General features: G+C 62.1%; 18 protein-coding genes. 6 read left to right on the top strand and 12 right to left on the bottom strand.

Features of this window, described 5'->3' with window-relative positions:
- Nucleotides 1-20: 20 nt before the first annotated feature.
- Entirely contained in the window at nt 21-1,628 is a 1,608-nt protein-coding gene (locus ACZ6WW_RS11875; protein WP_465274366.1) for a SulP family inorganic anion transporter, read from the bottom strand.
- The gene (locus ACZ6WW_RS11880; RefSeq protein WP_465274367.1) at nt 1,625-2,242 is read right to left on the bottom strand and encodes a ParB-like protein; all 618 of its coding nucleotides are present in this window, start codon (nt 2,240-2,242) and stop codon (nt 1,625-1,627) included. Before ACZ6WW_RS11880 ends, ACZ6WW_RS11875 begins: the two co-directional genes overlap by 4 nt.
- A 490-nt stretch (nt 2,243-2,732) precedes the next feature.
- On the opposite strand from ACZ6WW_RS11880, the gene ACZ6WW_RS11885 reads away from it, so the two are divergent.
- Genes ACZ6WW_RS11885 through ACZ6WW_RS11900 form a run of 4 tightly spaced genes read left to right on the top strand, consistent with a single transcriptional unit; the run spans nt 2,733 to nt 5,139 of the window.
- Entirely contained in the window at nt 2,733-3,236 is a 504-nt protein-coding gene (locus tag ACZ6WW_RS11885; protein ID WP_465274368.1) for a nuclear transport factor 2 family protein, read from the top strand.
- 33 nt (nt 3,237-3,269) lie between these two features.
- The gene (locus tag ACZ6WW_RS11890; RefSeq protein WP_465274369.1) at nt 3,270-3,611 is read left to right on the top strand and encodes a hypothetical protein; all 342 of its coding nucleotides are present in this window, start codon (nt 3,270-3,272) and stop codon (nt 3,609-3,611) included.
- Nucleotides 3,608-4,375, top strand: a complete 768-nt coding sequence (locus ACZ6WW_RS11895) for a sensor histidine kinase (RefSeq protein ID WP_465274370.1) — start codon at nt 3,608-3,610, stop codon at nt 4,373-4,375. Before ACZ6WW_RS11890 ends, ACZ6WW_RS11895 begins: the two co-directional genes overlap by 4 nt.
- A complete protein-coding gene (locus ACZ6WW_RS11900; protein WP_465274371.1) occupies nt 4,372-5,139 on the top strand; it encodes a LytR/AlgR family response regulator transcription factor in 768 nt (255 codons plus the stop codon). Before ACZ6WW_RS11895 ends, ACZ6WW_RS11900 begins: the two co-directional genes overlap by 4 nt.
- A gap of 165 nt (nt 5,140-5,304) precedes the next feature.
- Here the strand turns inward: ACZ6WW_RS11900 and ACZ6WW_RS11905 are convergent, their stop codons facing one another.
- Both ACZ6WW_RS11905 and ACZ6WW_RS11910 read right to left on the bottom strand, forming a co-directional pair.
- Nucleotides 5,305-7,074 carry an alpha-L-fucosidase gene (locus tag ACZ6WW_RS11905; RefSeq protein WP_465274372.1) on the bottom strand — a complete coding sequence of 590 codons (1,770 nt, stop codon included), beginning with the start codon at nt 7,072-7,074 and terminating at the stop codon, nt 5,305-5,307.
- Nucleotides 7,075-7,147: 73 nt separating this feature from the next.
- Nucleotides 7,148-7,369: a TonB-dependent receptor gene (locus ACZ6WW_RS11910; RefSeq protein ID WP_465274373.1), complete on the bottom strand. Its 222-nt coding sequence runs from the start codon at nt 7,367-7,369 to the stop codon at nt 7,148-7,150.
- Nucleotides 7,370-7,761: 392 nt separating this feature from the next.
- On the opposite strand from ACZ6WW_RS11910, the gene ACZ6WW_RS11915 reads away from it, so the two are divergent.
- Nucleotides 7,762-16,410, top strand: coding sequence for a glycoside hydrolase family 94 protein (locus ACZ6WW_RS11915; RefSeq protein ID WP_465274374.1), 8,649 nt, complete (start codon nt 7,762-7,764; stop codon nt 16,408-16,410).
- Between the two features lie 131 nt (nt 16,411-16,541).
- On the opposite strand, the gene ACZ6WW_RS11920 is transcribed toward ACZ6WW_RS11915, so the two are convergent.
- Complete coding sequence (locus tag ACZ6WW_RS11920) at nt 16,542-17,846, bottom strand: glucoamylase family protein (protein ID WP_465274375.1); 1,305 nt, start codon at nt 17,844-17,846, stop codon at nt 16,542-16,544.
- 159 nt (nt 17,847-18,005) lie between these two features.
- On the opposite strand from ACZ6WW_RS11920, the gene ACZ6WW_RS11925 reads away from it, so the two are divergent.
- A complete protein-coding gene (locus ACZ6WW_RS11925) occupies nt 18,006-19,661 on the top strand; it encodes a methyl-accepting chemotaxis protein (RefSeq protein WP_465274376.1) in 1,656 nt (551 codons plus the stop codon).
- A 130-nt stretch (nt 19,662-19,791) separates the two neighbouring features.
- Here the strand turns inward: ACZ6WW_RS11925 and ACZ6WW_RS11930 are convergent, their stop codons facing one another.
- The 7 genes from ACZ6WW_RS11930 to ACZ6WW_RS11960 all read right to left on the bottom strand — a co-directional run bounded on the left by ACZ6WW_RS11930 (nt 19,792) and on the right by ACZ6WW_RS11960 (nt 24,950).
- Nucleotides 19,792-20,133, bottom strand: coding sequence for a YkgJ family cysteine cluster protein (locus tag ACZ6WW_RS11930; protein WP_465274377.1), 342 nt, complete (start codon nt 20,131-20,133; stop codon nt 19,792-19,794).
- Nucleotides 20,134-20,380: 247 nt separating this feature from the next.
- Complete coding sequence (locus ACZ6WW_RS11935) at nt 20,381-21,034, bottom strand: tetratricopeptide repeat protein (protein ID WP_465274378.1); 654 nt, start codon at nt 21,032-21,034, stop codon at nt 20,381-20,383.
- Nucleotides 21,035-21,043: 9 nt separating this feature from the next.
- Nucleotides 21,044-22,363: a S8 family peptidase gene (locus ACZ6WW_RS11940; protein WP_465274379.1), complete on the bottom strand. Its 1,320-nt coding sequence runs from the start codon at nt 22,361-22,363 to the stop codon at nt 21,044-21,046.
- The gene (locus ACZ6WW_RS11945) at nt 22,360-22,998 is read right to left on the bottom strand and encodes a zf-HC2 domain-containing protein (RefSeq protein WP_465274380.1); all 639 of its coding nucleotides are present in this window, start codon (nt 22,996-22,998) and stop codon (nt 22,360-22,362) included. The genes ACZ6WW_RS11940 and ACZ6WW_RS11945 overlap by 4 nt, the downstream gene beginning before the upstream one ends.
- Nucleotides 22,995-23,579 (bottom strand): sigma-70 family RNA polymerase sigma factor, encoded by a 585-nt coding sequence (locus ACZ6WW_RS11950; RefSeq protein WP_281850952.1) that lies wholly within the window; start codon nt 23,577-23,579, stop codon nt 22,995-22,997. The genes ACZ6WW_RS11945 and ACZ6WW_RS11950 overlap by 4 nt, the downstream gene beginning before the upstream one ends.
- Before the next feature lie 86 nt (nt 23,580-23,665).
- Nucleotides 23,666-24,418, bottom strand: a complete 753-nt coding sequence (locus tag ACZ6WW_RS11955) for a TorF family putative porin (protein ID WP_465274502.1) — start codon at nt 24,416-24,418, stop codon at nt 23,666-23,668.
- Nucleotides 24,419-24,560: 142 nt separating this feature from the next.
- Nucleotides 24,561-24,950, bottom strand: coding sequence for a c-type cytochrome (locus ACZ6WW_RS11960; RefSeq protein WP_465274381.1), 390 nt, complete (start codon nt 24,948-24,950; stop codon nt 24,561-24,563).
- Between the last annotated feature and the right edge of the window lie 13 nt (nt 24,951-24,963).

A 24,963-nucleotide genomic window follows, 5' to 3' on the forward strand; every position in this document is an offset into this window, starting at 1 on the left:
GGTTTGGCGCGCGACTGTGATCATGTCGCGCGTACAGCATCCTCCACGCTCCAATAGTCCAGCGTTTTTGCGGTCAGTTGTGGCAGGGCCATGCGCAGCAAGGCGGCGCGCGGTACGTCTTTCAGGCGCGCTATGCGCAGCGCGATGTTGCGGGTGTCGAGCCAGGCGACCAGGTCGGCTAACGATTCGAGCGATGTGCCGTCGAGATCAGGTGATTCCTCCAGACTCAGGATCACACATTGCAAGCCCGAATGTTCTTGCACGCGATGCCTGAGCTGTGCCATCACGGCTTCGGCATTCGCAAAAAAAAGTGGTTCTTCGGGGCGAACGATAAGTACGCCAGGTAATTCGACAGCAGCGGGGTGCTGTGCCATGTCGACAAAATCGTGGCCTCCGGCCAGTTGCCCCAGCACGCTGAGCCGTGCCGCAGCGAGCTTGCGCAACAGCATGATCAGACTGAAGGCGATCGCCACCAGCAAGCCATTGAGAATGCCCAACGACAGCACCGCGAGCACGGCAGCCAAGGCAACGAGCCGATCGCGATGCCAACGCAGATATGGCGTGAACACCGTCAGTCGCAACGATTTGCTGACCGCATGGATCACGATCGCGGCCAATACCGGTTGGGGAATGCGTTCGATCCAGCGCAGCAACAGCAACACCATCAACAAGACACAGCCGGCGGCAACCAGGCCCGATATACGGGATTGTGCGCCGGCCGCTTCATTGGCCGACGTGCCCGAATAGCCGGCACCAACCGGCATGCCATGCAACAAACCGGACACCGCGTTGGCGACACCAAGCACGGCCAGGTCGCGGTTGGGGTTGACGCTGTCGCCGTGCTTGAGCGCAAAGCCACGGATCGAGCTGTATGACTCGGCATAGAGAATCAGCAGCAGGGCCGCCGCCAGTTCCACGCTTGGCAGCCATTGGTCGCTCGTGGGCCAGCTTGGCCAGGTCCAGGCGGGGACAAGGTGAATTTCTCCGGTCAAGGTCACGCCATGTTGCGCCAACCATCCCGATGCAGCCACGCCCAACACAATCACCAACAGACTGCCAGGCAGGTGTCGCACGCGTTCGCCGACGAACAGCAACGCCAACGCGACAAGACCGCACGCCAGCGTGACCGGTTGAACCCGCATCAGATCCGCGAGCAGGTTCGCCAGCAGCAGCGGGACGAAGTCGCCGTGCAGGCCGGGTACACCCATCAGATTCGGCAGCTGCTTCAATGCGATCACGCAGGCCAGACCGAAGGTGTAGCCACGCAATACAGGCCGCGCGATCAAATGCGAAAGACCACCCAGGCGGGCCACGCTGGCAATCAGAAAGCAGCCGCCAGTAAGCAACACGAGGGTGGCGGCGATGGCTGCGCGTGATACCTGATCGTTGCCGGCCAGTGCCAGGGTTCCCGCAGCCAGTACCGCAGCCGAGGACGACGTAGCCGACACGATGGCGTAGCGGCTGCGTCCCAACAGCCCATAACAGACCAGGCCGGCAAACAAGGCGATCACGCCCGCCTGTGGCGGCAGGCCGGCGATGCCCGAGTACGCCACCGCTTCGGGCAGGAGCAATCCGGCGATCGACAAACCTGCCAGGACATCCGTGCCGACGGTGTTCGACGTGCTCATTCGATCGTGCCGGACCAGCCCGGCAGATACGCCGCCTCGTGCCCGTGCGCAAGCAACAAGGCCTGCTGCAATGTCTTGGCGCTCACCTTGCTGCCCGGCAGCGGCAATTGCCGGCGGTAGAACTCCGCCCACAAAAACTCCGCATAAGGCGTGGCGTCCTTCGAATAACCTCCGGCGACACGCACCCGTGCCGCAAGCGTGCGGTAAGCATCGTCGGCCAGCTTGTCCAGACTGGCGGGGATGGCGTCGTAGCTGGTGCGATTCCCATGCTGATCGTACGGATGCGCCCAGCGGTTGAACTCCATGGTGCGCCAGAAAATATCCTGCTCCAGCCATGAAAAATCGCGTTGCACCATCACGGGCACGCTCTTGGCACCTTCTTCGAGCAGGGCCAGGCCCAGGTGGTGGTGATCGACGATATAAATCTTGCCCTTGGGTCCGATCACGCCGGGAAACCAGTGCGCGTCGATCAGCTCCTTGCGTTTTTTCTTGCCGAGGCTGCGCCACACGCTGCGTTTATCGGCAACCTCGGCCTTGCCAACCGTGATCTGGGTGGGGCGGAGCTTGTCCGGCGCGACGGAGAGCAAGGGGTGGCGCACATGCGGTGTGGACATCTGCAGTTCCTCTCGGTGATCGGTGGGCTGAGCGTAGCGCAACCACGAGTGGCTGGAAGGCGTTCAATAAAGCTAACTGGACGTGTATCGGCACGACGCTCATACAAGGCGAGTAAATGGAACTTCCAAAAACCTCCCTACCCGTCATCCCGGCGCAGGCCGGGACCCAGTGGCTTTGGGGTCGGTTGTCGCGAGAGCCAGCAAGCATTTGCTCTGACGAAAAATCGGAAACTGAAGTCACTGGATCCCGGCCTGCGCCGGGATGACGATGGAAACCGAGGTTTCTTTGGGGGCTCTCCGAAGGATGCCTGGCCTGAGAAACGAGTGATTGTCGAACGCCTGGGTAGCCCGCTCCTCACCCGACCTCCAGCGGCCTGTCGCATCCAGCAAACGTCCTGGCGCAACAAGCCGGGCAAACCATGGCATGCAGACCCAGCCTGTGGCTTCAATGACACAACGCCGGACGGTTGCCGGCGAAGGATGCCAACTCATGAATCGCTTTGCCCCGATCGGATTATTTCTTGCGGCAGCCATCGGCTTTCCTTGCGCGACGCTGGCGGCGACCGCCGCCTCGCCTGCGCAACAGGACATCCAGCACGTCGTCGACGCTTTTCAGAAGGCCATCGTCGCCAAGGACGGGAAGACGCTGGGCGGCCTGTTCCTGCCGCAGGGCGGTGCCTGGTTCACCGTGCTGTCTGACGACTCCTATGCGCGGATCAAGGCCAGGTCGCCGGGCGCTCCGAAATACAAGCAGGGCAGTTACACCGAATTCGTGCAGATGGTTGCCACCAGCAAGGAAGCGATGGAGGAGAAGTTCAGCAATGTCCGCATCGATACGGATGGCGCGGTCGCCTCGGTGTATTTCGACTTCGTGTTTCTCCTCAATGGCGCGCAGAACAATCGCGGTAGTGAGACCTGGCACCTGATCAAAACCGATGACGGCTGGAAAATCACTTCCATGACCTATTCGGCGAACTTGCCGCCCAAGGGCTAGACTTAGCGCACATCGGAAGCAGGGAGAGGGCAGGTGGAAGGCCGTTCGCCGAGTATCGAGCCGGCTGTCGCGCCGGTGTCGCCACCACTGTGGCTGCCGATCCTGGCCGGCCTGCCGATCACCTTGTGCATGGTGGTGATGGCCTTGCCCGATCTCGGTCGCGCGCATTCGGCCGCGTACCGTGCGCTCTACCTGGCAGCCTATGTAGTGTGGAGCCTGCCCTTGACGTTGCTGCAGCGCCGGCTGTGGCAGCGGCGCGTGTCCTGGTGGAAGACGGCAACCATCCTGCTCGTCGTTACCTATCTGCTATCGCTGATCAACAATGCGATCGCGCTCTCCATGGCCGTCAGGTGCCGGCGTACCGGCTACCGATGATTTTCAGTGGGCTGGACGGCTGCTGGCTGGCGCTGATCGCGTTCTGCGCCATCCATGCCGTGGTGGCGCACTACACCGAGCTGCGGTATGCCAAGGAGCGTACCGAACGGGCGATATCGCACGCACGGGACGCCGAGTTGCGGGCATTGCGTTATCAGCTGCATCCGCACTTTCTGTTCAATACGCTCAATGCCATTTCCGCGTTGGTCGCCAGCCAGCGCAATCGCGAGGCGAACCGCATGATTGCCCGGCTTGGCGACTTCCTGCGTGCCACGCTGGAACGCAGCGCGGCGCACGAAGTCGCACTGGCCGACGAGCTGGCGTTGACGCAGGCCTATCTGGATGTCGAAAAGGCACGCCTGGGCGAGCGCTTGCAGGTCAGGCTGCATCTCGGGCCGGAGCTGATGGGTGCGCTGGTGCCTTACCTTCTGCTGCAACCGCTGGTGGAAAACGCGATACGCCACGGTATCGCGCCGCGCACCGAGCCGGGCGCTCTCGACATCCAGGCGTTTCGCGATGGCGACCGCCTGTGTCTTCGTGTCGCCAACGACGGTTGCCGATCGGACGAATCGGAGAAACCCGATGCTGCAGATCATTCGTTGGCGATCGGCTTGCGCAATGTCCGCGAGCGTCTGGAGAACCTGTATCCGGGCAATCATCGCTTCGCATCGGCAGCGCGCGAAGACGGGCATTACACCGTAATGATCGATATCCCGTTCCGCGAAGCCGAGGCGAGTGCAACGCCGCTCGATGTCGTCCGATGATGCGGGTGGTGGTCATCGACGACGAGCCGCTGGCCAGGAGCGGGGTGGCCGCTCGACTCGCCGAGCATGACGATGTCGCGGTGATTGGCCAATACGCCGATGCAGGCAGCGCCTTCGAAGGTATCGTCAAGGAGCGGCCGGACCTCGCCTTTGTCGATGTGCAGATGCCGGGCGTTAGCGGTCTCGATCTGTTGGCGATGCTGACGGCGGATGAACGTCCGATGGCGATCATGCTTACCGCTTACGACAGCTATGCGATCCGCGCGTTCGAGTTGCGCGCGATCGACTATCTGCTCAAGCCTATCGATGATGCGCGCTTTGCCGAAGCGCTCGATCGTGCGCGGCAGGCCATGCCCTATCGTGTTCGTGCAGCAGCGACGGATGTGTGGCTTGAGGAAGATACGTCCTTGCTGGAGCGCTTTGCGGTACGCGTCGGCATGAAGCTGGTATTGGTCAACGTGGCCGATATCGACTGGATCGAGGCCGATGGCGATTATGCGGTGCTGCATGCCGGCGAAGAGGCACATCTTGTGCGCGAGCCGCTGCATCGGCTTGCGCGGCGGCTCGATCCCAAACACTTTGTGCGGGCGCATCGTTCGGCCATCGTTCGTATTGATCGCATCGTCGAGGTGAAATATCTCGCCAATCGCGATGCGTTGCTGCGCTTGCGTGACGGTACGCCGTTGCGTGCCAGTCGAACGTATATCGCTGGGTTGGCTGATGCGTTGCCTGGGTTGGCTCGTGGGAACAAGCGCGGCATATAGCATCCTTGCTTTCCCTCCTACTCGTCATCCCGGCGCAGGCCGGGATCCAGTGTCTCCAGTCCTCGGTTTTCACGCTAGAGCAAATGCTTGATGACTCTAGCGATAACCGACCATAACGTCACTGGATCCCGGCCTGCGCCGGGATGACGATAGGGAAGATTGAGGTTACTGAGGGTGTCCCGAGGTCGCAGGCACCAACTCCACGGCATCTATCGCAACAGGCAAAGCCTCCCCCTGCTTGAACGGCGCCGCAGGTGTCAACTCCACTTGCATCGCATAGGGATGTGTCGCGCGATCGTGATTCACCTTGATCGTCTGCGACGCAACACCAGGGCCACTGGCAACCGGATAACGCTTGCCGTCGATCCACAGATCCCACCGCGCGGGCTTCGATGTCTCCGCGTACCGAATCGTCGCCGTGTAGCTCGACGCGCTCGCATCGGCCTGCCATGCAAGCTTGTACAACGTAGCAGGCGCTTCATAGCCCTCGCCGTTGTAATTGAGATAATGCTGTGCCTGAGCTGCTTGCAAGTGAATGCTGCCGTCAACCGCTGCAGCAGTGGATTGAGGGCGCACATGTAGCGACCCCTTCAACGGCAACACGACGACCGGCATGAAGTCATCGACATCGCCAGCCTTTGCCCCGGGCCAGCCTGAAAGACGATCGAGCGCAACGCTGACGCCGTCTTTTTCGTGCTGTACATCGATGCTGGTATCGGGAAAGCCCAGGCGATAAGCGTGGCCGAACTCGGTGTCGGTCACGCCAGGAAGATGCAGCCGACCGTCGGCCGGCATCTTGTTTACGAAAAGATAGAGCGCATGCGATCCGACGGTGGCGTAGCCGAAGTCCAACGCCGGGAACGGCTGCTTGCGGGTGGCGTAAACAGCCTCTCCATTGCGCTGCATCCATTGGCCGATGCCATGGAGTACCTGTGCTTCGTAAGGCACGACGGAGCCGTCGCCTTCGGGGCCGATATTGAGAATATAGTTGCCGCCCTGGCTGACCACGCGCACCAGCCGGGTGATGTTCTCGCGAATCTTGCCCGACACGTCGTCTCTGACCTGCCAGGAACGATAGCCCCAGGTCTGTGGAAACATCGATGCTGGTGCCTGCCAGGGCAGCTCCATGCCGACCTCGGGCTCGCTGTTGTCGCCCATCACGGCAAAGTCGCCCTGGTAGTTCCAGACGCGCCCGGAGATCATAGTTTGCGGCTGCAGTGCATGCACGGTTTGCGCAAAGTGCCTGCTTTGCGCCGGCGTAGGCTTACCCATATCGAACCAGATCTCGGCGATCGGTCCATAGTGGCCGAGCAGTTCCTTGAGTTGCGCCACATTGAATGCTTCCTGCGCAGGCGTGATCGGGTTGCTGTTGCCTTCGATATAGGTGTTGCCGCCCGGGTGATGCCAGTCGATGGTGGAGTAGTAGACGCCGAACTTCAGGCCACCGCGTGCGCAGGCGTCGGCCAGTTCCTTGACGATGTCCCGGCCATAAGGCGTGCCGTCGACCGTGTTGTATCGCGTTTGCGCGGTGCGGAACAGGTTGAACCCGTCGTGGTGCTTGGCGGTGATGACGATGAACTTCATGCCCGCCGCCTTGGCCAGCGCCACGATGGCATCGGCATCGAAATGCACCGGATCGAATTGTTTGGCCAATGCTTCGTACTGCTCGGGCGGGAGCGGCGCATTGGCGAGGATCTGTTCGCTGTAGCCGTTGTCGACGCGCTTGCCGTTCCACATGCCGCCGGCCAGGGAATACAGGCCGAAATGGATGAACATGCCGAACTTGCGATCCTGCCAGGCCTTGACCGTGTCCGCGCTCGGGCCCGCGTCTGCCGGCGGTTGCGGTTGATCGAGTGGCCTGGATGTGGGTGCCGCCCAGGCTATCTGTGCCAGGCACAACACGCTCAGTGCCGATGCAACGATGCGTTTTCCCATGTATGGCTCGTCCGATGTCGTGAACGAGCGATTGAATGTCAATCTCATGGAGAGATCAAGCGACCGCCAGATATCAGCTGGATCGAACCCACGTATCTTCGATATCGCTTTTCACGGCGGCATCCAGCTGTGCTGGCGGGGTATCCACCGATTCTTCGACGCGCCCATGCCGCATGCCGCAGAAGTCACCGCTACGCCGATAGGTGGCGGTCCAATTGATGCGGCCGGACTTTGCCTGCTCGTACTCGGCTTCGTAGGTAAAGCCGTTCTCGGTTTTGCCGGTGACGATGGCCATGGTGGATGCCTCGAGTGTGAGCCCGTGAAGGTGGGCCATGAGCGAGCGACTACCCGCTACTCCGGCGGGCCGGAGAAAACTCAGGGCGATAAAACGCAAACCGCAGTTCTGCCGGCCATTGGCCTGTAGCGGCTTCCATGTGCGCCTAACATGCGCTTCAGTCCGTTAATAAAGCGTCGTAAGGCGCGGCCGAGCCTGCAGGGCCGACACGACATCACGCTGTTGATACGTGCAACGTGCCCACCATAGGCGACGAGCGGCGATGGTGCCGATGGTACGCACCGCGAGATAGATCCCCGGTATCGCAGCTCGTCAGCAGTCCATATGGACATTCCGACACATCACGGCTCTCACCCCTTTGGTGAGTCAGGGAATCGATGGACATTTTTCGTATGCGCGCGTTTTTTCGTTTGCGGCGGTTGGAATTGGGTTTTCGTCGCTGGCGCGCGTCGCATCGGAAATTCGAGTACGAACATGCGCTCCGCTCGGAACTGTTCAGTGCCGATCAGATGGAGCGCCATGGCGGGCAGCTGGCGCGGCAACATCAGCTCAGTCCCGACTCGGAGGCCGATGGCCTGCTGGCACGGCTGGCCGATAACGAAGCCATTCTGGTCAGTAGCTGCGAAATGCTCACCGCCGCAACGCTGACCAGCCGGCGGGTGACACCGGCGGCGGAATGGCTGCTCGATAACTACTATCTGATCGAAGAGCAGATCCGTACTGCGCAAAAACATCTACCCAAAGGCTATAGCAGGGAATTGCCGCGTCTGGCGAACGGGTCATCGGCCGGCCTCCCGCGTGTCTACGACATCGCGCTGGAGACCATTTCGCATGGCGATGGCCGGGTCGATAGCGAAAGCCTCAGTCGCTTTGTCGCCTCCTATCAGGCCGTCACGCCGTTGACGTTAGGTGAATTGTGGGCCATTCCGATCATGTTGCGGCTGGCCCTGATCGAGAACCTGCGTCGGGTTGCGGCGCGCGTCATCGCCGACTGGAACGATCGCAACCTTGCCGTCGACTGGGCCGAGCGCATGGCCGAGGTGGCCGAACGCGATCCCAAGAGCGTGGTGTTGGCCGTCGCCGATATGGCGCGCTCCGATCCGCCCATGGCGAGTTCGTTCGTGGCCGAGCTCGCTCGCCGCTTGCAGGGCCAGAGCCCGGCGCTGGCCTTGCCGCTTACCTGGATCGAGCAACGGTTGTCCGAGGCGGGCCTGAGCATCGAACGCCTCGTGCAGGTGGAGGCACAGCAGCAGGCTGCCGATCAGGTATCGATCAGCAACAGCATCAACAGCCTGCGTCTGCTGTCGGCGACGGACTGGCGTGATTTTGTCGAAAGCACGAGCGTGGTCGAAAAGGTGTTGAGCGACGACCCGACGGGTGTCTACGGCACCATGGATTTCTCGACACGCGACCATTACCGGCACGTGGTGGAAAAGCTGGCGCGCTGCAGCCCGCTCTCCGAGGAAGCCGTGGCGCGTGCCGCTGTGGAATTGTCCAGGACCCATGCGGCACGTAGCGCCGGCAACCATGCGCGTAACCACGTGGGGTTCTATCTGATCGACAAAGGGTTGCCTCAGCTCAAGCGGCACATCGACGCGCGTACGAGCCTGGGCGATGCCTGGCAACGCGTACTGCAGCGGGCACCGCTATCGATGTACCTGGGGCTGGTCGCACTGCTGACGGCGTTGCTGGCCTTTCCGTTCCTTGTCGCCGCGCACGAAAACGGTTGGCGGGCCGCACTCATTGGCTGGCTGATCTTGCCGACGCTGTTGATGACCAGTCGCCTGGCTATCGGCCTGGTGGATCTGCTCGTTACATTGACGATATCGCCCAGCGTGCTTCCGCGCCTGGATTTCTCCGAGGGTGTGCCCGCACATGCGCGCACGCTGGTGGTCGTGCCCACGCTGATCGCCAGTGTGCAGGATATCGACGATCTGACCGAAGGTCTGGAGGTACGCTTTCTTGCCAACCGCGACAGGCACCTGCACTTTGGCCTGCTGACCGATTTCATGGATGCACCGGTCGAGGTGAAAGACGAGGACGAAGCGTTATTGGTCCATGCGCGCGAATGCATCGATGCCTTGAACAAGAAATATTCCGATGCGGTAGAGGATCGTTTTTTCCTGTTCCATCGTCCCCGTCGCTGGAATCCGGCCGAGCAGTCATGGATGGGCTACGAGCGAAAGCGCGGAAAGATCTCGGAGCTCAATGCACTGCTGCGCGGCTCGGGTCAGGAGCGCTTTTCGCTGATCGTCGGCGATATCGTCGTGCTGACGCATGTGCGTTATGTCATCACGCTCGACACCGACACGCAGCTTCCCAGGGATGCGGCGCGGCAGTTCATCGGTGCGATGGCGCACCCGCTCAATATGGCGACATACGATGCCCAAAAGCGTCGGGTCACGTCGGGCTACGGCATTCTGCAGCCGCGTGTCGGCATCAGTCTTCCAAGCACGGCACGTTCGGCCTACGCCGAGTTGTTCGGCAGCGAGGCCGGCATCGACCCCTATACGCATGCGGTGTCCGATGTGTATCAGGACATGTTTCAGGAAGGCTCGTTCATCGGCAAGGGCATCTATGCGGTCGATACCTTCGAGCAGGCTATCGAGGGCCGTTTTCCGGACAACCGCATCCTCAGTCACGATCTGGTCGAAGGCTGCTATGCGCGCTCGGGCCTGCTCAGCGATGTCCAGCTCTATGAGGAATATCCTTCGCGCTACAGCGCGGACGTCAATCGCCGCCATCGCTGGATTCGCGGCGACTGGCAGCTATTGCCGTGGATCTTCCCGTGGTCGCCGACCCAGCATGGCGGTATCGAACGCAATCCGCTGTCCGCGTTATCGCGCTGGAAGATTCTCGACAACCTGAGGCGCAGTCTGGTGCCGCCGTCCACCCTGATCCTGCTTCTGGTGGGGTGGATTTGCGTGCCGCAGGCATTCTCGTGGACCGTGGCCATTCTTGCGCTGGTGCTGATCCAGCCACTGCTGGCATCGTTGCTCGAGCTATTTCAAAAGCCGCATGACGTTTCGCTCGACCAGCACCTGACGGCGGCGACGCGATCGTCGACCCAGCATTTCACGCGTGCCGCGTTGGGTTTGATCTGGCTACCGCACGAGGCGTTCTACAGCATCGATGCCATCGCGCGCACATTGTGGCGCATGCTGGTCAGTCGGCGTCGGTTGCTGCAATGGAATCCTTCGCGCGAGGTGGAGCGGACCAGCACCAATGCCCTGCGCGGGCTCTATCGATTGATGTGGATCGGTCCCCTGCTCGGCGTATTGGCGGCGGCATGGCTGCTATCGCGGCCGGCCTCACTGGCCGTGGCGAGTCCTTTCCTGCTGCTTTGGCTGCTGTCCCCGGCGGTCGCCTGGTGGATCAGCAGGCCATCGTCGCGAAAGGTATTTGTACCGGACCCGATGGAGAAGCGCTTTCTTCATACGCTATCGCGAAAGACCTGGGCTTTCTTCGATGTGCACGTGGGTGAGCAGGATCACTGGTTACCGCCGGACAATATCCAGGAACAACCCACCGCGGTAACGGCGCACCGGACCTCGCCGACCAATATCGGCATGTCCTTGTTGGCGCATCTGGCCGCCTACGATTTTGGCTACCTCAGTGCGGGGCGATTGTTGCAGCGGGTGGGCGCCACGCTGGAGACCATGGGCAAGCTGGAGCGGCATCGCAACCATTTTTACAACTGGTACGACACGCTCACATTGCAGCCCTTGCCGCCGCAGTACGTCTCCACCGTCGACAGCGGCAACCTCGCCGGCCACCTGCTGACGCTGCGACCGGGTCTGTTGGCACTTGCTGACAGCCCAGTATTCGAGGTTCGCCAGCTTTCCGGCTTGAGCGACACCGCAGACGTGCTGCGCGAAGCTTTGCTTGCCGCCTTAAGCGATCAGAACATGCACGCCTGGCAGCGCGAACTCGACGCGGCATTGGCCGCACCGCCGACATCGTTGACCGCGGCAGTGACATGCATGCATACGCTGCTCCATCAAGCCGAACAGCTCACAGGGAGCATCGACGCACCCGAAGGCAGCGATATCGCGTTCTGGCTACAAGCCCTGCTGTCGCAATGCCGGGACATCCTGGGCGAGCTGGAGCTGTTCGTGCTTCCGCCGGGTCGCAGTCATGCCGCGAGCGTGCCGGGCATGCCGACATGGCGACAACTGGCCGAGCTCGATGCCGGTGCCTGGGTCGATGCCAGCGGGGCAGGGGTCGCCGAAGTGCGCCGGCTTGCCGGTGAGCGCGTCGACAACGCGCGACGCCTGGCCGAGCTTGCCGGTTCGTTCGCGATCATGGATTTCAGTTTCCTCTACGACAAGCGTCGCGACCTCTTCTCGATCGGCTACAACGTCGACGAGCGCCGGCTGGATGCGAGCTACTACGACCTGCTGGCATCGGAAGCGCGCCTGACCAACTTCGTGGCGATCGCGCAGGGGCAGCTGCCGCAAGAGGGCTGGTTTACTCTCGGACGTCTGCTGACCACCACCGGCGGCGTGCCGGTGCTGCTGTCCTGGTCCGGTTCGATGTTCGAATACCTGATGCCGCTGCTGGTCATGCCGAGCTACGAGGGCACGCTGCTCGATCAGACCTGCCGCGCCGCGGTAGCGCGGCAGATCGAGTATGGACATCAATTGGGCCTGCCCTGGGGCGTGTCCGAGTCCGGTTACAACGTGCTGGATGTGCAGCTCAATTATCAATATCGCGCGTTCGGCGTGCCGGGCCTGGGACTCAAGCGCGGTCTGGGCGAAGACATCGTCATTGCGCCCTATGCATCGGCGCTGGCCTTGATGGTGGCACCCGAAGCGGCTTGTCGAAACCTGCAGCGGTTGACGGCCGAAGGTGCAGCAGGGCGTTTCGGTCTGCATGAAGCGATCGATTACACGCCGGCTCGTTTGCCGCGTGGACAGACCTCGGCGGTGATTCGTTCGTACATGGCCCATCATCAGGGCATGAGCCTGCTGTCGCTGGCCAGCGTCTTGCTGGATCGGCCGATGCAACGGCGATTCGAGTCCGATCCGCAGTTCCAGGCCACCACCTTGTTGCTGCAGGAGCGGTTGCCAAAGACCGCTGCGGAATATCTGCATGCATCCGGTTTCTCCGCCGTCGATACTGCCGTGCGCGTAGCCGAAACCAAGTTACGGGTCTTTACCGACCCGGATCGACAGCGGCCCTCTGTGCAGCTTCTCTCCAACAGCCGCTATCACGTAATGGTGAGCAGCGCGGGCGGCGGCTACAGCCGTTGCCGCGATCTGTCGGTGACGCGCTGGCACGAAGACATCACCTGCGACAACTGGGGCATGTTTTGCTATCTGCGGGATGTCGCCACCGGCGAGTTCTGGTCCAGTACGCACCAGCCGACCTTGAAGCGGCCGGAGAGCTACGAAGCGATCTTCTCCGATGCGCGCGCCGAGTTCCGCGTGCGTGCCTGCGAATTCGACGCGCATACCGAGATCGTGGTGTCGCCCGAGGACGACATCGAGCTGCGCCGCATCCGCGTCACCAATCGCGCACGCGTGCGGCGGACCATCGAGATCACCAGCTATGCCGAGGTGGTGCTGGCGCCGGCCATGGCCGATGCGATGCATCCGGCCTTCAGCAACCTGTTTGTGCAGACCGAGCTGGTCAAGCCCCTGCAGGCGATTATCTGCACGCGCCGGCCGCGCGAGGCCCAGGAAGCGGTACCGTGGATGTGTCATTTGCTGGCAGCGCACGGCTGCGATGTGGACGTGATCTCGTATGAAACCGATCGCGCGCGCTTTATCGGTCGCGGTCGCAGCATTACCTATCCGGCGGCGATGGATGAGCCGCTCGATGCGCAAGGCCTGCTCTCCGACAGCGCCGGTTCGGTGCTCGACCCGATCGTTGCGATCCGCTGTCGCATTACGCTCGATGCCGGACAGTCGGCGACCATCGATTTCGTCTCTGGCGTCAGCGATAGTCGCGACGGTTGCCTGTACCTGATCAACAAATATCGCGATCGACACTTGGCAGACCGCGTGTTCGACCTCGCCTGGACGCATAGCCAGGTTTTGCTGCGCCAGCTCAATGCATCGTTGTCGGATGCGCGGCTGTACGAGCAGATGGCAGCGTCGATCATCTACGCGAACGCGTCGCTACGCGCCGGAGCGGCGGTGCTGATCGAGAATCGCCGCAACCAGTCGGGTTTATGGGGACAGTCGATTTCCGGCGATCTGCCGATAGTCCTGTTGCAGATCACCGATTCGTCCAATATCGAACTGGTGCGCCAGCTGGTGCAGGCGCATGCCTATTGGCGTCTGAAAGGCCTGGCGGTCGATCTGGTGATCTGGAACGAGGACCATGCCGGTTATCGCCAGCATCTGCAGGACTTGATCATGGGGTTGATCGCTTCGGGCATCGAGGCCAGCCTGATCGATCGCCCTGGAGGCATCTTCGTACGTCCCGCGCAACAGCTATCGCGCGAGGACCGCATTCTCATGCAATCGGTCGCGCGAATCGTCATCAGCGACACGCGCGGCAGCCTGTCCGAGCAGGTTCATCGCCGTCGCGCCGAAAAGCCGCTGCCACGATTCGATCCAAGCCGCATAGTCATCATGCAGGCGACGTCGGAACCGGCAGCGGTATCGGAGTCTGCGCAGGAGAAACTGATCCTGCGCAATCCTTACGGTGGCTTCACCGCCGATGGCAGCGAGTACGTCATGACGTTGCAGCCGGGCAAGGCGACACCGGCTCCCTGGGCCAATGTGCTGGCCAACCCGTTGTTCGGCACCATCGTTTCGGAAAGCGGTGGTGCCTATACCTGGAGCGAGAACGCGCACGAGTTCCGCTTGACGCCGTGGGCCAACGATCCTGTCGGGGATATCAGTGGTGAGGCGATTTACCTGCGCGACGAGGAGAGCGGGCACTACTGGTCGCCAACGCCGATGCCGCGGCGCGGTACGGGTGCCTATGTGGTCAGGCACGGTTTCGGCTACAGCGTGTTCGAACATCAGGAGGATGGCATTCGCACCGAGCTATGGGTGTATGTCGCGCTGGATGCACCGATCAAGTTCTCCGTACTCAAGATTCACAACGCATCGGGCCGCCCACGTCGACTGTCCGCCACTGGCTATGTCGAATGGGTGCTGGGTGATCTGCGCGAGAAATCGGCCATGCATGTGGTGACCGAGGCCGATCCCGTCACCGGTGCCCTGTTTGCACGCAATGCCTATCTGATGGATTTTCCTGGTCGCGTCGCGTTCTTCGATGTCGATCAGTCCGGCTGCAGCGTTACAGGCGACCGCAGTGAGTTTCTCGGTCGCAACGGCAGCCTGCGCGCGCCGGCGGCGATGGCGCAGGCGCGGCTCTCCGGTCGCGTCGGTGCCGGCATGGACCCTTGCGGAGCCATGCAGTTCGGTTTCGATCTGGACGATGGCGCCAGCCACGAGATCGTCTTTCAGCTGGGCGCGGGATATGACGCCAAGACGGCGACCGAGCTGGTACAGCGATTCCGTGGCACGGAAGCGGCAGCGAACGCGCTCGAGGCTGTACGCATGCACTGGCGCTGGACACTGGGTCGGATACAGGTGGACACGCCCGATCCGGCGATCAATGTCATGGTCAACGGCTGGCTGATGTATCAGGTGATCGCCTGTCGATTCTGGGCGCGCAGCGGCTACTACCAGTCGGGTGGCGCGTTCGGTTATCGCGACCAGCTGCAGGACACCATGGCGATGATTCACGCCACGCCGTACAACGCACGTCAGCATCTGTTGCAATGCGCGGCTCATCAGTTCCCCGAAGGCGACGTGCAGCACTGGTGGCATCCGCCGCTGGATCGCGGTGTGCGCACACAATGTTCCGATGACTACTTGTGGCTGGCACTGGCCACCAGCCGCTACGTGCGTGTTACCGGCGATACGGGCGTACTCGACGAGCAAGTGGGCTACATCGATGGCCGGCCGCTCAATCCGGGCGAAGAGTCTTATTACGATCTGCCGGGACACTCGCCCTTGCAGGAGACGCTGTATCGGCATTGCGTGCGCGCCCTGGAGCACGGCATGGCGCGAGGTGTACATGGCTTGCCGCTGATCGGCAGCGGCGACTGGAACGATGGGATGAACCGTGTCGGTGAGAAAGGAAAAGGCGAAAGCGTGTGGCTCGGCTTTTTCCTGTACGACACCCTGCTGCAGTTTGCCGATATCGCACGTGGTTATAACGATGCAGCGTTTGCCGATCGTTGCCAGGAGCAGGCGTCGCTGCTGCGGGACAATCTCGAGAAGCACGGCTGGGATGGTGACTGGTACCGACGTGCCTATTTCGACGACGGCACCCCGCTGGGGTCAGCGGCGAACGACGAATGTCGAATCGATTCGATCGCGCAGAGCTGGTCGGTGCTGTCCGGCGCCGCCTCCGATCAGCGCCGACGCCAGGCGATGGCTTCGCTCGATGAGCATCTTGTCCGCCGCGAGGCAGGGCTGATTCAACTATTGGAACCGCCGTTCGATCGTTCGGCGCTCGACCCTGGCTACATCAAGGGCTATGTGCCGGGCGTGCGCGAGAACGGCGGGCAATACACCCACGCGGCGGTATGGGCCGCCATGGCGTTTGCCGCGCTGGGCGACAGCGCGCGGGCGTGGGAGCTGACGCGCATGATCAACCCGGTCAGCCATGGCGACAGCGCGGCGGCGATCGAGGTCTACAAGGTCGAGCCGTACGTGGTGGCCGCCGATGTCTATGGCGCCGATCCGCATATCGGTCGCGGCGGCTGGAGCTGGTACACCGGGTCGGCGGGCTGGATGTATCGCTTGATCGTCGAATCCCTGCTGGGCTTCCATCTGCAAGGGGAGCGTTTGCAGATTCGTCCGGTGCTGCCGGCGGAGTGGACGATATTCGAGCTGCGCTACCGGTTTCGCGAAACCGACTATCACGCCACGGTGTGGCAGACCGCGGCAGGCACGGGCTTGCAGCAGATCGCGGTAGATGGCGTGATTCAGGACGGGGACGAGATCGTGTTGATCGATGATGGGCGCGATCATCTGATCGAGATTCATCATCGGCGCAGCGGTTAGCGATCGCTTTGCAGTGCAATCAACCTTTCCTATCCGTCGCCCCGGCGAACGCCGGGGCCCAGCGTCTTCCGAAGATCGAAGCATAAGGCACTGGGCCCCGGCGTTCGCCGGGGCGACGGATAGGGGAAGTTTCAGTGAGGACCAAGCCACCCGCCCTGAAAACCAGCGCGCCGCAACCCGTCCACAAACCACGAACAGTTCTTGGTGAGCTGCCAGACCATCCCACTGAGATGATTCTCGGTCATCAGCACGATCGGCCCCAGGTTCAGTCCGAAATGCCACGGCGATATCCAGCCGCAACGCGCGTGGCTGCCGGGATAGGTGGCATTGAAGCTCGCCCTGAAGCCGTACTCATGACAGTCGTGTATCTGCAGCGTGTGGACGTAGTGGTGAATCGATGGCAGCACGATCTCAGGCGCGAACGTCAATGAAGCAACGACGGCCCACGGCGAAAGCGTGCCGTCGTCGAGGCCATACGGCGCGCCGCGTCCTTCGTAGTCGTAGAAACGCCGAACGATGCCCGCGATGCGGTGCGTGGATGGGCCAGGCCCATCGCTGGCGGTAATGCCCCAGGCCTCGGCGCCATAACCCTTGTAGCCAAGCGGATTGTCGATCGCATAGCGCTGCTGGATCAGCGATGCACGGCGGCTGTTTTCCGCGTAGTCGATGCCTTGGACCTGCATGAAAGCATCCTGGATGCCGCGAAAGTCGATCCAGACATGCGACAACTGGTGCGTGAACAGTGGACCGCAATAGAGATAATCCAGGTCGTAGCAGCGCTTCCATTCGTAGGTCGACGTCCAGGCCTGGTACGACGCAGCAGGAATGGGGTGGCTCGGCGAGCCCAGGGCCAGCACATACAGCAGCAGGGCCTCGTCGTAGCCTTCCCAATAAAAGTGCAGGAACCCGCTTTCCGGCTTCCAGCCGTGGCGTATCGTTCCGCTCTCGCCCACCAGCCAGGGCCAATCGGCGCGGCGATAAAGCGCTTCGGCCAACCGGCGAATCTCGCGGTGATCGGCACTGTCGTCGTTGAAATACGCAGCCGCGGTCAGCATGCCCGCAAGCAGGAAGGCGCTGTCGACAGTGGACAGTTCGCATTGCCAGGCGCGCGTGCCGGTAGCCATGTCGAGAAAGTGATAATAGAAACCGTGGTGACCGGTCGCATCCGCCTCGGGACCTTGCTTGCTGTTCCAGAAAAACCTGAGTACGGCCAGCGTGCGTTCCACGGCCGCATCGGCCGCCATCATGCCGCGTTCGACCGCCACCGGATAACACGCCAGCGCCAGGCCGGTGGCTGCAATGCTGGCGGGCCAGCCCGGTGCGTTCTTGTCGCGTACGAGACCGGTTTCAGGGTGGCTTTCGGACAGGAAGTAAGCGAACGCTTTTTCCTGGATGGACAGCAGGTCCTGGGTTTCCGTGCGATGACGCAGGAGCATTGTCGGCCTATACGTTGCAGCTGATGCGCGAAGAATCAGCGGGAGCAAAGCATGCCGGTTGGACGGTTAGAGTCACGTGATGCAAAACACGCATATCAGCTATGGTTACAGCCCGAAGAACGTAGGTCGATATCCCTGTGACACCAGGGGGAGTCGATCATGCGTTTTACCGTCAAGCTCAAGATCCTAGCCACGATGGCGTCGGGCTTTGCTATCGCGCTCATCGTGGGCGGCATCGGCTTGGTGGCGCTCGATCATACATTCGACGACCTGGACACTATTTTCCACCGCAACCTGCTGCCGGTCGCCCAGGTGGGTGACGTTCGCGCCGCGATCGCCACCGAGCGCGGTACGGTCAGCCGGGCATTGCTGTTCGGTACGGTCGACGCAGCGAACGACGCGATGCGGAAGGTGGCGGCGATCGAGCAGGACATGGACACCCGTTGGCAGGCCTATCTGAAACTGCAGGCGGATTCGCCCGAGGGCCTGGCGGTGGCCAAGCCGTTTACCGATGCGCGTACCGTGGCCGCGCCGCTGGTGACCCGGAGTCTCGCCTTGCTGGCCGCGGGGCACCGCGATGAGGCATCGGCGCTCGCGCTGCACGAACTGGCGTCAGCGTTCGACGTGGAAAGCGTGGCCATTTTGCGCAACGTTACGTTCAACGCCAAACAGGCCGGTGAGCAGTATGCCGCCGCGCAGCAACGTCACAAGCGCACGGTCTACGTAAGCATCGCGACGATACTGATCGGGATGGTCGTCCTGCTGATCGCCAGCCTGCTGCTTATCCGTGCCGTCATGGCGCCCCTGTTCAGTGCTCGACAACTGGCGGCCAGCATCAGCGCCGGTACGCTCGATAACGAACTGGTCATTGCCGGCAACGATGAGCTGAGCGATACCTTGCAGTCGCTCGCCTCGATGGACAGGACGCTCACGACGGTGGTCGGTCGCGTGCGTGGCAACGCCGAACAAATGAGTCTGGCGGTGCGCGATATCGCCCAGGGCATCGACGATCTTTCCCGTCGGACGCAGGAGCAGGCCGCATCGCTGGAAGAAACGGCAAGCTCGATGGATGAGATGTCGGCTTCGGTCAGGCAAAACGCGGAAGGCGCACTGGCAGCAAGCGAGCTGACCAGGGCGTTACGTGGCGATGCCGAGCAGGGCGCGCTGGTGGCGCAGTCGGCCACCGACGCGATGGCGCAGATTCTGACGGCCAGCCAGAACGTTGCCGAGGTCGCCACGCTGATCGATGGCATCGCGTTTCAGACGAATATTCTTGCGCTGAACGCCGCCGTAGAAGCGGCGCGCGCGGGCGAGCAAGGTCGCGGCTTCGCGGTCGTGGCCACCGAGGTGCGCCAGCTTGCACATCGCAGTGCGTCGGCGGCGCGCGATATCAAGGCGATGATCGCCGATGCCAGCGATCGCGTGACGACCGGTGCCGAGCTCGTGCAGCGCACCGGCGCATCGCTGCAGGGCATCCATGGCGGGGCTAAACGTGTTGCCGATATCGTGGCCGAAATCGCCGCCGCGTCGCAGCAGCAGTCAGCGGGTATTGCACAGGTCAGCGATGCGATTACCGCGCTGGATGACGTGACACAGCAGAATGCGGCGTTGGCCGAACAGGCTAGTGCCGCCAGCCGTACGTCGCTAGGGCTGGCGCTTGATTTGACGCGGCAAGTGGCGTTCTTTCGGTCTTCACATGATGAGGTGGTGGAGATTGCGGTGAAATCAGCCGAGGCTTCCTTGCGTCGCGTCGATCGCCCCATACCTGCACCGCCAACTTCCGAAGGCCTCACACCTATCGTCATTCCGGCGTAGGCCGGAACCCAGTGGCGTTATGGGTGGGTTGTCGCGTTAGACATCGAGAATTCGCGAAAACCGAAAATCGAAGCCACTGGGTCCCGGCCTACGCCGGGATGACGGGTAGGAAACGTCTTTAAAAATTTCGTTAGCCGTTGCTCAACACAGTCCGCGTCGGAAAAGCAGAACGATCAAACCACCGTTCGCGTTCATCGCGGCACCCTGGGCTGCCCATCGCGAACTTGCGGCAGATCTCCGGGCGTTGCTCGTAGATCGTGCAGCGCGACGTGTTGGGATCCACCGCCTTGCACCAGCCATCACGCCCCTTGGCCAGCGTTTCCATGCCTTTTTCATCGCGATGGACCAGCCACCCGGGCACATGATCCTCGGGCATCAGTACAACGGTCAGCCGGCAGCAAACGGCTTCACAGTCGCTGCACTGCACGGACGGATCGACGCTCTCGGCGTAAGGATCAGGGGAAATGCTCATAACGTTCGACTCGCGTTCACTGCCGCACAAAAAGGTCGCCGGTTCGCGATGGTCGGAACTCGGTGGGCGTCAGGTCACTGAGGTAGCCACCAAGCCTTGGTGGCCCCCGGGCACTTGGATTTGGCCTGGAGCATGTCGTGCGTTCGTCGCCATGGTTTGGCGACAAACGAGAAACAATCCGTGCGTAGCATAACGGCTGCCACGGAAAGAATGTGTCAATTGAGGTGAATACAGGCGATTTGTGCTGCTAGCGGAGAGATTTCGGGCCGCTATGCGTGAGATTCGCCTTTTCATCGGCAATCGCAATTTGCTGCGTGACGGACTGCGCCAGATCGGTGCCCGCATCCAGGAGCTGCAGCAGATGCCGCCAGGTGGCGGACGCGGCGGCATAGTCTTTTTGCTGGAACTGGCTGATGCCGAACAGCCAGAGCGCACGTTGATTGTTCGGGTCGAGCGCGATCGCCTGTTCGAGCAGGCGGCGCGCGGCGGTGTCGACGGCATAGCCGGTTTGCTGCGACATATCGGCCTCGACCCAGCCGACCATGGCGACAGCGTTTTGCGGGTCCAGCTTCAGTGCCTGTGCATAGGCGTCGCGTGCTTCGCCGGACCGTTGAGCCACGTCGTCATCGTGAGCCTTATCCAGCCACTTCTGGATGTCCTGCTGTTTCCGTTCGACGGATGCTCCGATCGCGATATTGCGAGTGCTCTCGTCCAGCGCTGCCGGCGAGCCGAGGCGTGCATAGAGATAGATCGCGGTCGCCGGCAGCAGCACAGCGATGGCGACGATCGTGGCGAGCAGGTCTTGCGAGTGCTTGTGCCGGCGACTTGCTTTTATCAGCGGATAGATCAGCGCAAACAGCGCCAGCGCGATCATCGCCGCGGCGATGACGTAAAAAGTCATGTTCATCGCTCAGGGCTTGGTCTTCTGTTGATTACGCAAAGCGGCGACTGCGGATGCTGCATTTACCTGAAGTACGCCGTTGGAAACCTTGCTGCTTTGAATCAGCAGATCATGCAGCGTGCGCGCGTCGAGCTTCGGTGCGATCGACAGCAGCAAGGCGGCGATGCCGCTGACGTGCGCCGCCGCCATGGACGATCCGGAGGTAAAGTCGTATCCGCCGCTGGGCTGGGTCGTCAGGATGTCGTTCCCCGGCGCGCTCACGATGCCCGGTGGTGCGGTCGATGGATTGCTCGATCGCACCACAATCACACCGGGTGCGCTGCCCGGAAAGCCATCGGCGTCCCCATCCGGAGGCATGGCCGCGATCACGATACGACCCTGGCTCAGTAACTGCTCCAGCAGCCGGTTCAACAGCGGATCGGCAGGGCCGCCCAGGCTGAGGTTGATGATGCGCGTATCCGTATCGATCAATGCCGCCAGCGCCTTGGCCAGCGTGAAGGAGTTGCAATGGGCGCCCGCACTGTTGTCTGGCGCATACCAGCACGCCTTGTAGACGCTCAGCACGGCCTTGGGCGCGATACCGACGATGCCCTGGCGATTGTCGCCAACCGCGGCGATGATGCCGGCCACTTCGGTGCCGTGGTGATCGTGGCGGAATGCCGCGGTATCGTCGTCGACTTCGTTGGCGGTATCGCGAACGCGCCCGAGCAGGTCGGGGTGCGTCGTATCCACGCCGGTATCGACGATGGCCACATGCACGCCGTCGCCTTGGCTGAGGTTGTGCGCCAGCGCCGCATCGGTCTCGACGAAGCCGCGTTGCAGATCGGCATAGGGATCGTTGTAGTGATGCGCGTCCGCCGATTTGTTCGGATTCGTTGTATCGGAATAAACCGAGTAGTCCTGCAGCGGTTGCGCCAGTTGCACCCGTTCGTCCTTGGCGAGTGCCTTGATCAAGGTATCCCGATCTACTTCGGGCGGCGGTTGCAGCACGACGCAATAGACCTGCAGCGCCTTGATCGGCCAGCCGGTGACTTCGCGCAGACCGTAGGTTTTTTTCAATGACGCCAGGACGGACATGGCGCGCTGCCCGGCACCATAGTTTGCCGATGGCGTATAGCCGAGCAGGCTGGACCCGGCATGCGTGGACGGCGGTGCGAGCGGGTTGGCAACAGCCACCACGATATCGCGCTGGGGGTTCATCGACGACACATGATCGACGGACGGACGAGCCAGCCCTGCGTGGTCGTCCGGGGTGGTGTTGGGGCGTGACGACGCGCAGCCGCCCAGAGCCAAGGCCCATCCGGCGAGCATAAGTACCGCGTACTTCATGGGGTATCGGTAACAGGCTCTGCCAGACGGATACCCCGTGTTGCGCGAAGTTGCTGCAACGTAGTCCGTGATGTCGACGCCGAATGGGTCGGCACGACCGTATAGGCACCCACGTCATTGGGACCGCCGACGACCTGCAGCTGAAGCGTGCGCAGCAGTGCGTTCCAGTCGGCAAGCTTCATGGTCGCATCGGGCACGACGTGGATCGCCCCGGGCGGCGCGGGCGACGAGTTGTCCTGGCTGAGCGTGTGGTACATCGAGCTATCGCTCTCGGACCACAGCTTCATGCCCAGCGCGCCGATACCCAGCGCCTGAATCAGTACCGCGGCGACCAGTGCACGCGTCAGCCAGCCCGCCGAGCGCGCGCGCAGCGGCGCGACTTGCGGCTCCGGCGCATCGAGGCGAGCGAGCAGGCGCTTCAGGCCGACGTTGGCGTCGATGGCGATATCCGACGGCAACGACATGGCGCGTCGCAAGCGACTCTGCTGCTCGAACTCCGCACGGCACGATTCGCAGTCGGCCAGGTGATCCATGAGCCAGTTGCTTTGCTCGTGCGGCGCGCTTTGCTGCAGCACCCAGGGCATCGCCTCCCAGGCACGGGCACAGTCCCTGCCGGAACCCGTCGGGAACGTCATGACACGCTCTCCTTGGTGGCGCGTGATTCGCCGGCCAGGGCCGGCAGTACGTTGCGCAGTTTAACGCGTGCGTGGAACAGGCGCGCCTTCACCGTGCCGACCGGGCACTGCATGATGACCGCCACATCGTCCAGCGAATGCCCCACGCCATAAACCAGTTCGATCACGACTCGCTGATCCACCGATAGACGATCCAGGCCCTTGCCCAGCCAGTCGCGCAGCTCGCGATCCTCGCCCGGATCATGGGCAGGTGTGCGGTCTTCGGGGATGGCGTCGTCGTCCACGGGTTCGTCGCCGTGCTGCCGCAATGCCTTGAGGCCGCAGCGATAGGCAATGCCCATGATCCAGGTGGAAACGCGTGAGTCGCCGTGGAAGTTGCCCGCCTTCTGCCACGCTATCCAGAAGCAATCGTTGATCACTTCCTCGATCACATCGGGACGACGGGTCAGGCGGGACAGAAAGCGGCAAAGCCGCCCGTGGTAGCTGCGATAAAGCACCGACAGCGCGGTGCGATCGCCTGCCGACATGCGTTGGAGCAGCATGCGGTCAGTCGCGTCGGCGTCGATATCGGCTTCGTTCATAGGGTCGCAGGCAGGCGGGTGGGAGCGAGTTACCTGCGTAAGTACCCGTTCGAAGCAAAAAGGTTGTATCTAAATGAAAGGGGCGGTCAGAACGACCAGGACACTGTCGCAACCCAGGGTGAGACGTCGGGGGTGCCTCGCCGTCCGACCGTTCCCGGGTCGGTCTGGATATGCTCCAGCTCCATCTGCCAGGGGCCACGCCGCCAGACCAGGCCGATATGGCCGTACTTGTAATGGCTGGGGTGGTCGTAGGTATAAGGGGGGCGGGGGGCGATCAGGGTTTCGGCGATGCCTGCCCCAGCCGACAACGAAACATCCCAGACCAGTGGCCAGTGAAAGTCGACGTCGGCAGCCGTTCGCGGGCGCTGGTTGCCGGTACGAAAGACATGCGCTGCCGATAACCCGAACGTCAGCACATCGCGGTATATCCAGCTGACGCCAAGCTCGGCGCGGTTATAGACGCTGGAACGGCTGTTGCCGGGGTAGTTGTAGTAAAGCAGGCCGGTCTGCATCTGCCAGTCGTTGGATAGTGACCAATAGCGCGACACCTGTGCCAAGGCCTCGACGACGTGACCCGGCGAACGTACTTCGGTGCTGCCCGACACACCCAGCGACCAGCCCGATGCGGAGGTCCATGACAGCGCGCTCTGCAAGACCGGTGTGGACGGCGTTATGGCCTGGCCGCGATCGACCAGTTGCGAACTGAGTGCGACCGTCCCGTTGATTCCGGTCGACTGCGCATGCACCGGCAGTGCCATGAAACTCATCAAGGCGCACGCAATAAGTGCGGCCCGACGTTGATTCAGAAGACCTCGAATAATCTCGGTTTCCATCGCCATCCCGGCCTGCGCCGGGATGACGAGTGGGAGGTCCAAGGCCTCCTTCAGTCGCACAAACGCCTTGCCGCGGCGGCGAACCGTCACGGCAAGGCGCATCCCATACACACAGACCCGGGATTGGCTGTGCAACATCACTTCATCATCAGTGAACGGTGCTCAGATAAGAAATCAGATCATCCAGCTGCTTGGCATCACTGAGGCCATCGTATTTCATTTTGGTGCCCGGATCGGCCTGCTTGGCCGGTTGCGACAGATAACTGTGCAGCTTTTCCGGTGTCCAGACCCAGTCCGTTTTTGAGCGCAGGGCGTCGGAGTACTCATAGTCGGATATCGTCGCCGCCTTGCGTCCCACCACACCGAAAAGACTGGGACCTTTCTTGTTGCGCCCCTCCTTGATGCTATGGCACTCCGAGCATTCGGTCTTGAAGACATCCGACCCTGCGGAGGCATCGCCGGCCCGCGCGAGAGGGGAGGCCAGCACCCAACCAAGAACCAGCGTTGCGGTGCACAGCCCCAAAAATAACTTCGTCACTTTTGACTCCTTT

Source organism: Dyella sp. NPDC103356 (assembly GCF_055584465.1).

Coding starts and splice junctions, on each gene's coding strand:
- ACZ6WW_RS11875 (WP_465274366.1), bottom strand. CDS start 1,628: ATGAGCACGTCGAACACCGTCGGCACGGATGTCCTGGCAGGTTTGTCG.
- ACZ6WW_RS11880 (WP_465274367.1), bottom strand. CDS start 2,242: ATGTCCACACCGCATGTGCGCCACCCCTTGCTCTCCGTCGCGCCGGAC.
- ACZ6WW_RS11885 (WP_465274368.1), top strand. CDS start 2,733: ATGAATCGCTTTGCCCCGATCGGATTATTTCTTGCGGCAGCCATCGGC.
- ACZ6WW_RS11895 (WP_465274370.1), top strand. CDS start 3,608: ATGATTTTCAGTGGGCTGGACGGCTGCTGGCTGGCGCTGATCGCGTTC.
- ACZ6WW_RS11900 (WP_465274371.1), top strand. CDS start 4,372: ATGATGCGGGTGGTGGTCATCGACGACGAGCCGCTGGCCAGGAGCGGG.
- ACZ6WW_RS11905 (WP_465274372.1), bottom strand. CDS start 7,074: ATGGGAAAACGCATCGTTGCATCGGCACTGAGCGTGTTGTGCCTGGCA.
- ACZ6WW_RS11910 (WP_465274373.1), bottom strand. CDS start 7,369: ATGGCCATCGTCACCGGCAAAACCGAGAACGGCTTTACCTACGAAGCC.
- ACZ6WW_RS11915 (WP_465274374.1), top strand. CDS start 7,762: ATGCGCGCGTTTTTTCGTTTGCGGCGGTTGGAATTGGGTTTTCGTCGC.
- ACZ6WW_RS11920 (WP_465274375.1), bottom strand. CDS start 17,846: ATGCTCCTGCGTCATCGCACGGAAACCCAGGACCTGCTGTCCATCCAG.
- ACZ6WW_RS11925 (WP_465274376.1), top strand. CDS start 18,006: ATGCGTTTTACCGTCAAGCTCAAGATCCTAGCCACGATGGCGTCGGGC.
- ACZ6WW_RS11930 (WP_465274377.1), bottom strand. CDS start 20,133: ATGAGCATTTCCCCTGATCCTTACGCCGAGAGCGTCGATCCGTCCGTG.
- ACZ6WW_RS11935 (WP_465274378.1), bottom strand. CDS start 21,034: ATGACTTTTTACGTCATCGCCGCGGCGATGATCGCGCTGGCGCTGTTT.
- ACZ6WW_RS11940 (WP_465274379.1), bottom strand. CDS start 22,363: ATGAAGTACGCGGTACTTATGCTCGCCGGATGGGCCTTGGCTCTGGGC.
- ACZ6WW_RS11945 (WP_465274380.1), bottom strand. CDS start 22,998: ATGACGTTCCCGACGGGTTCCGGCAGGGACTGTGCCCGTGCCTGGGAG.
- ACZ6WW_RS11950 (WP_281850952.1), bottom strand. CDS start 23,579: ATGAACGAAGCCGATATCGACGCCGACGCGACTGACCGCATGCTGCTC.
- ACZ6WW_RS11955 (WP_465274502.1), bottom strand. CDS start 24,418: ATGGCGATGGAAACCGAGATTATTCGAGGTCTTCTGAATCAACGTCGG.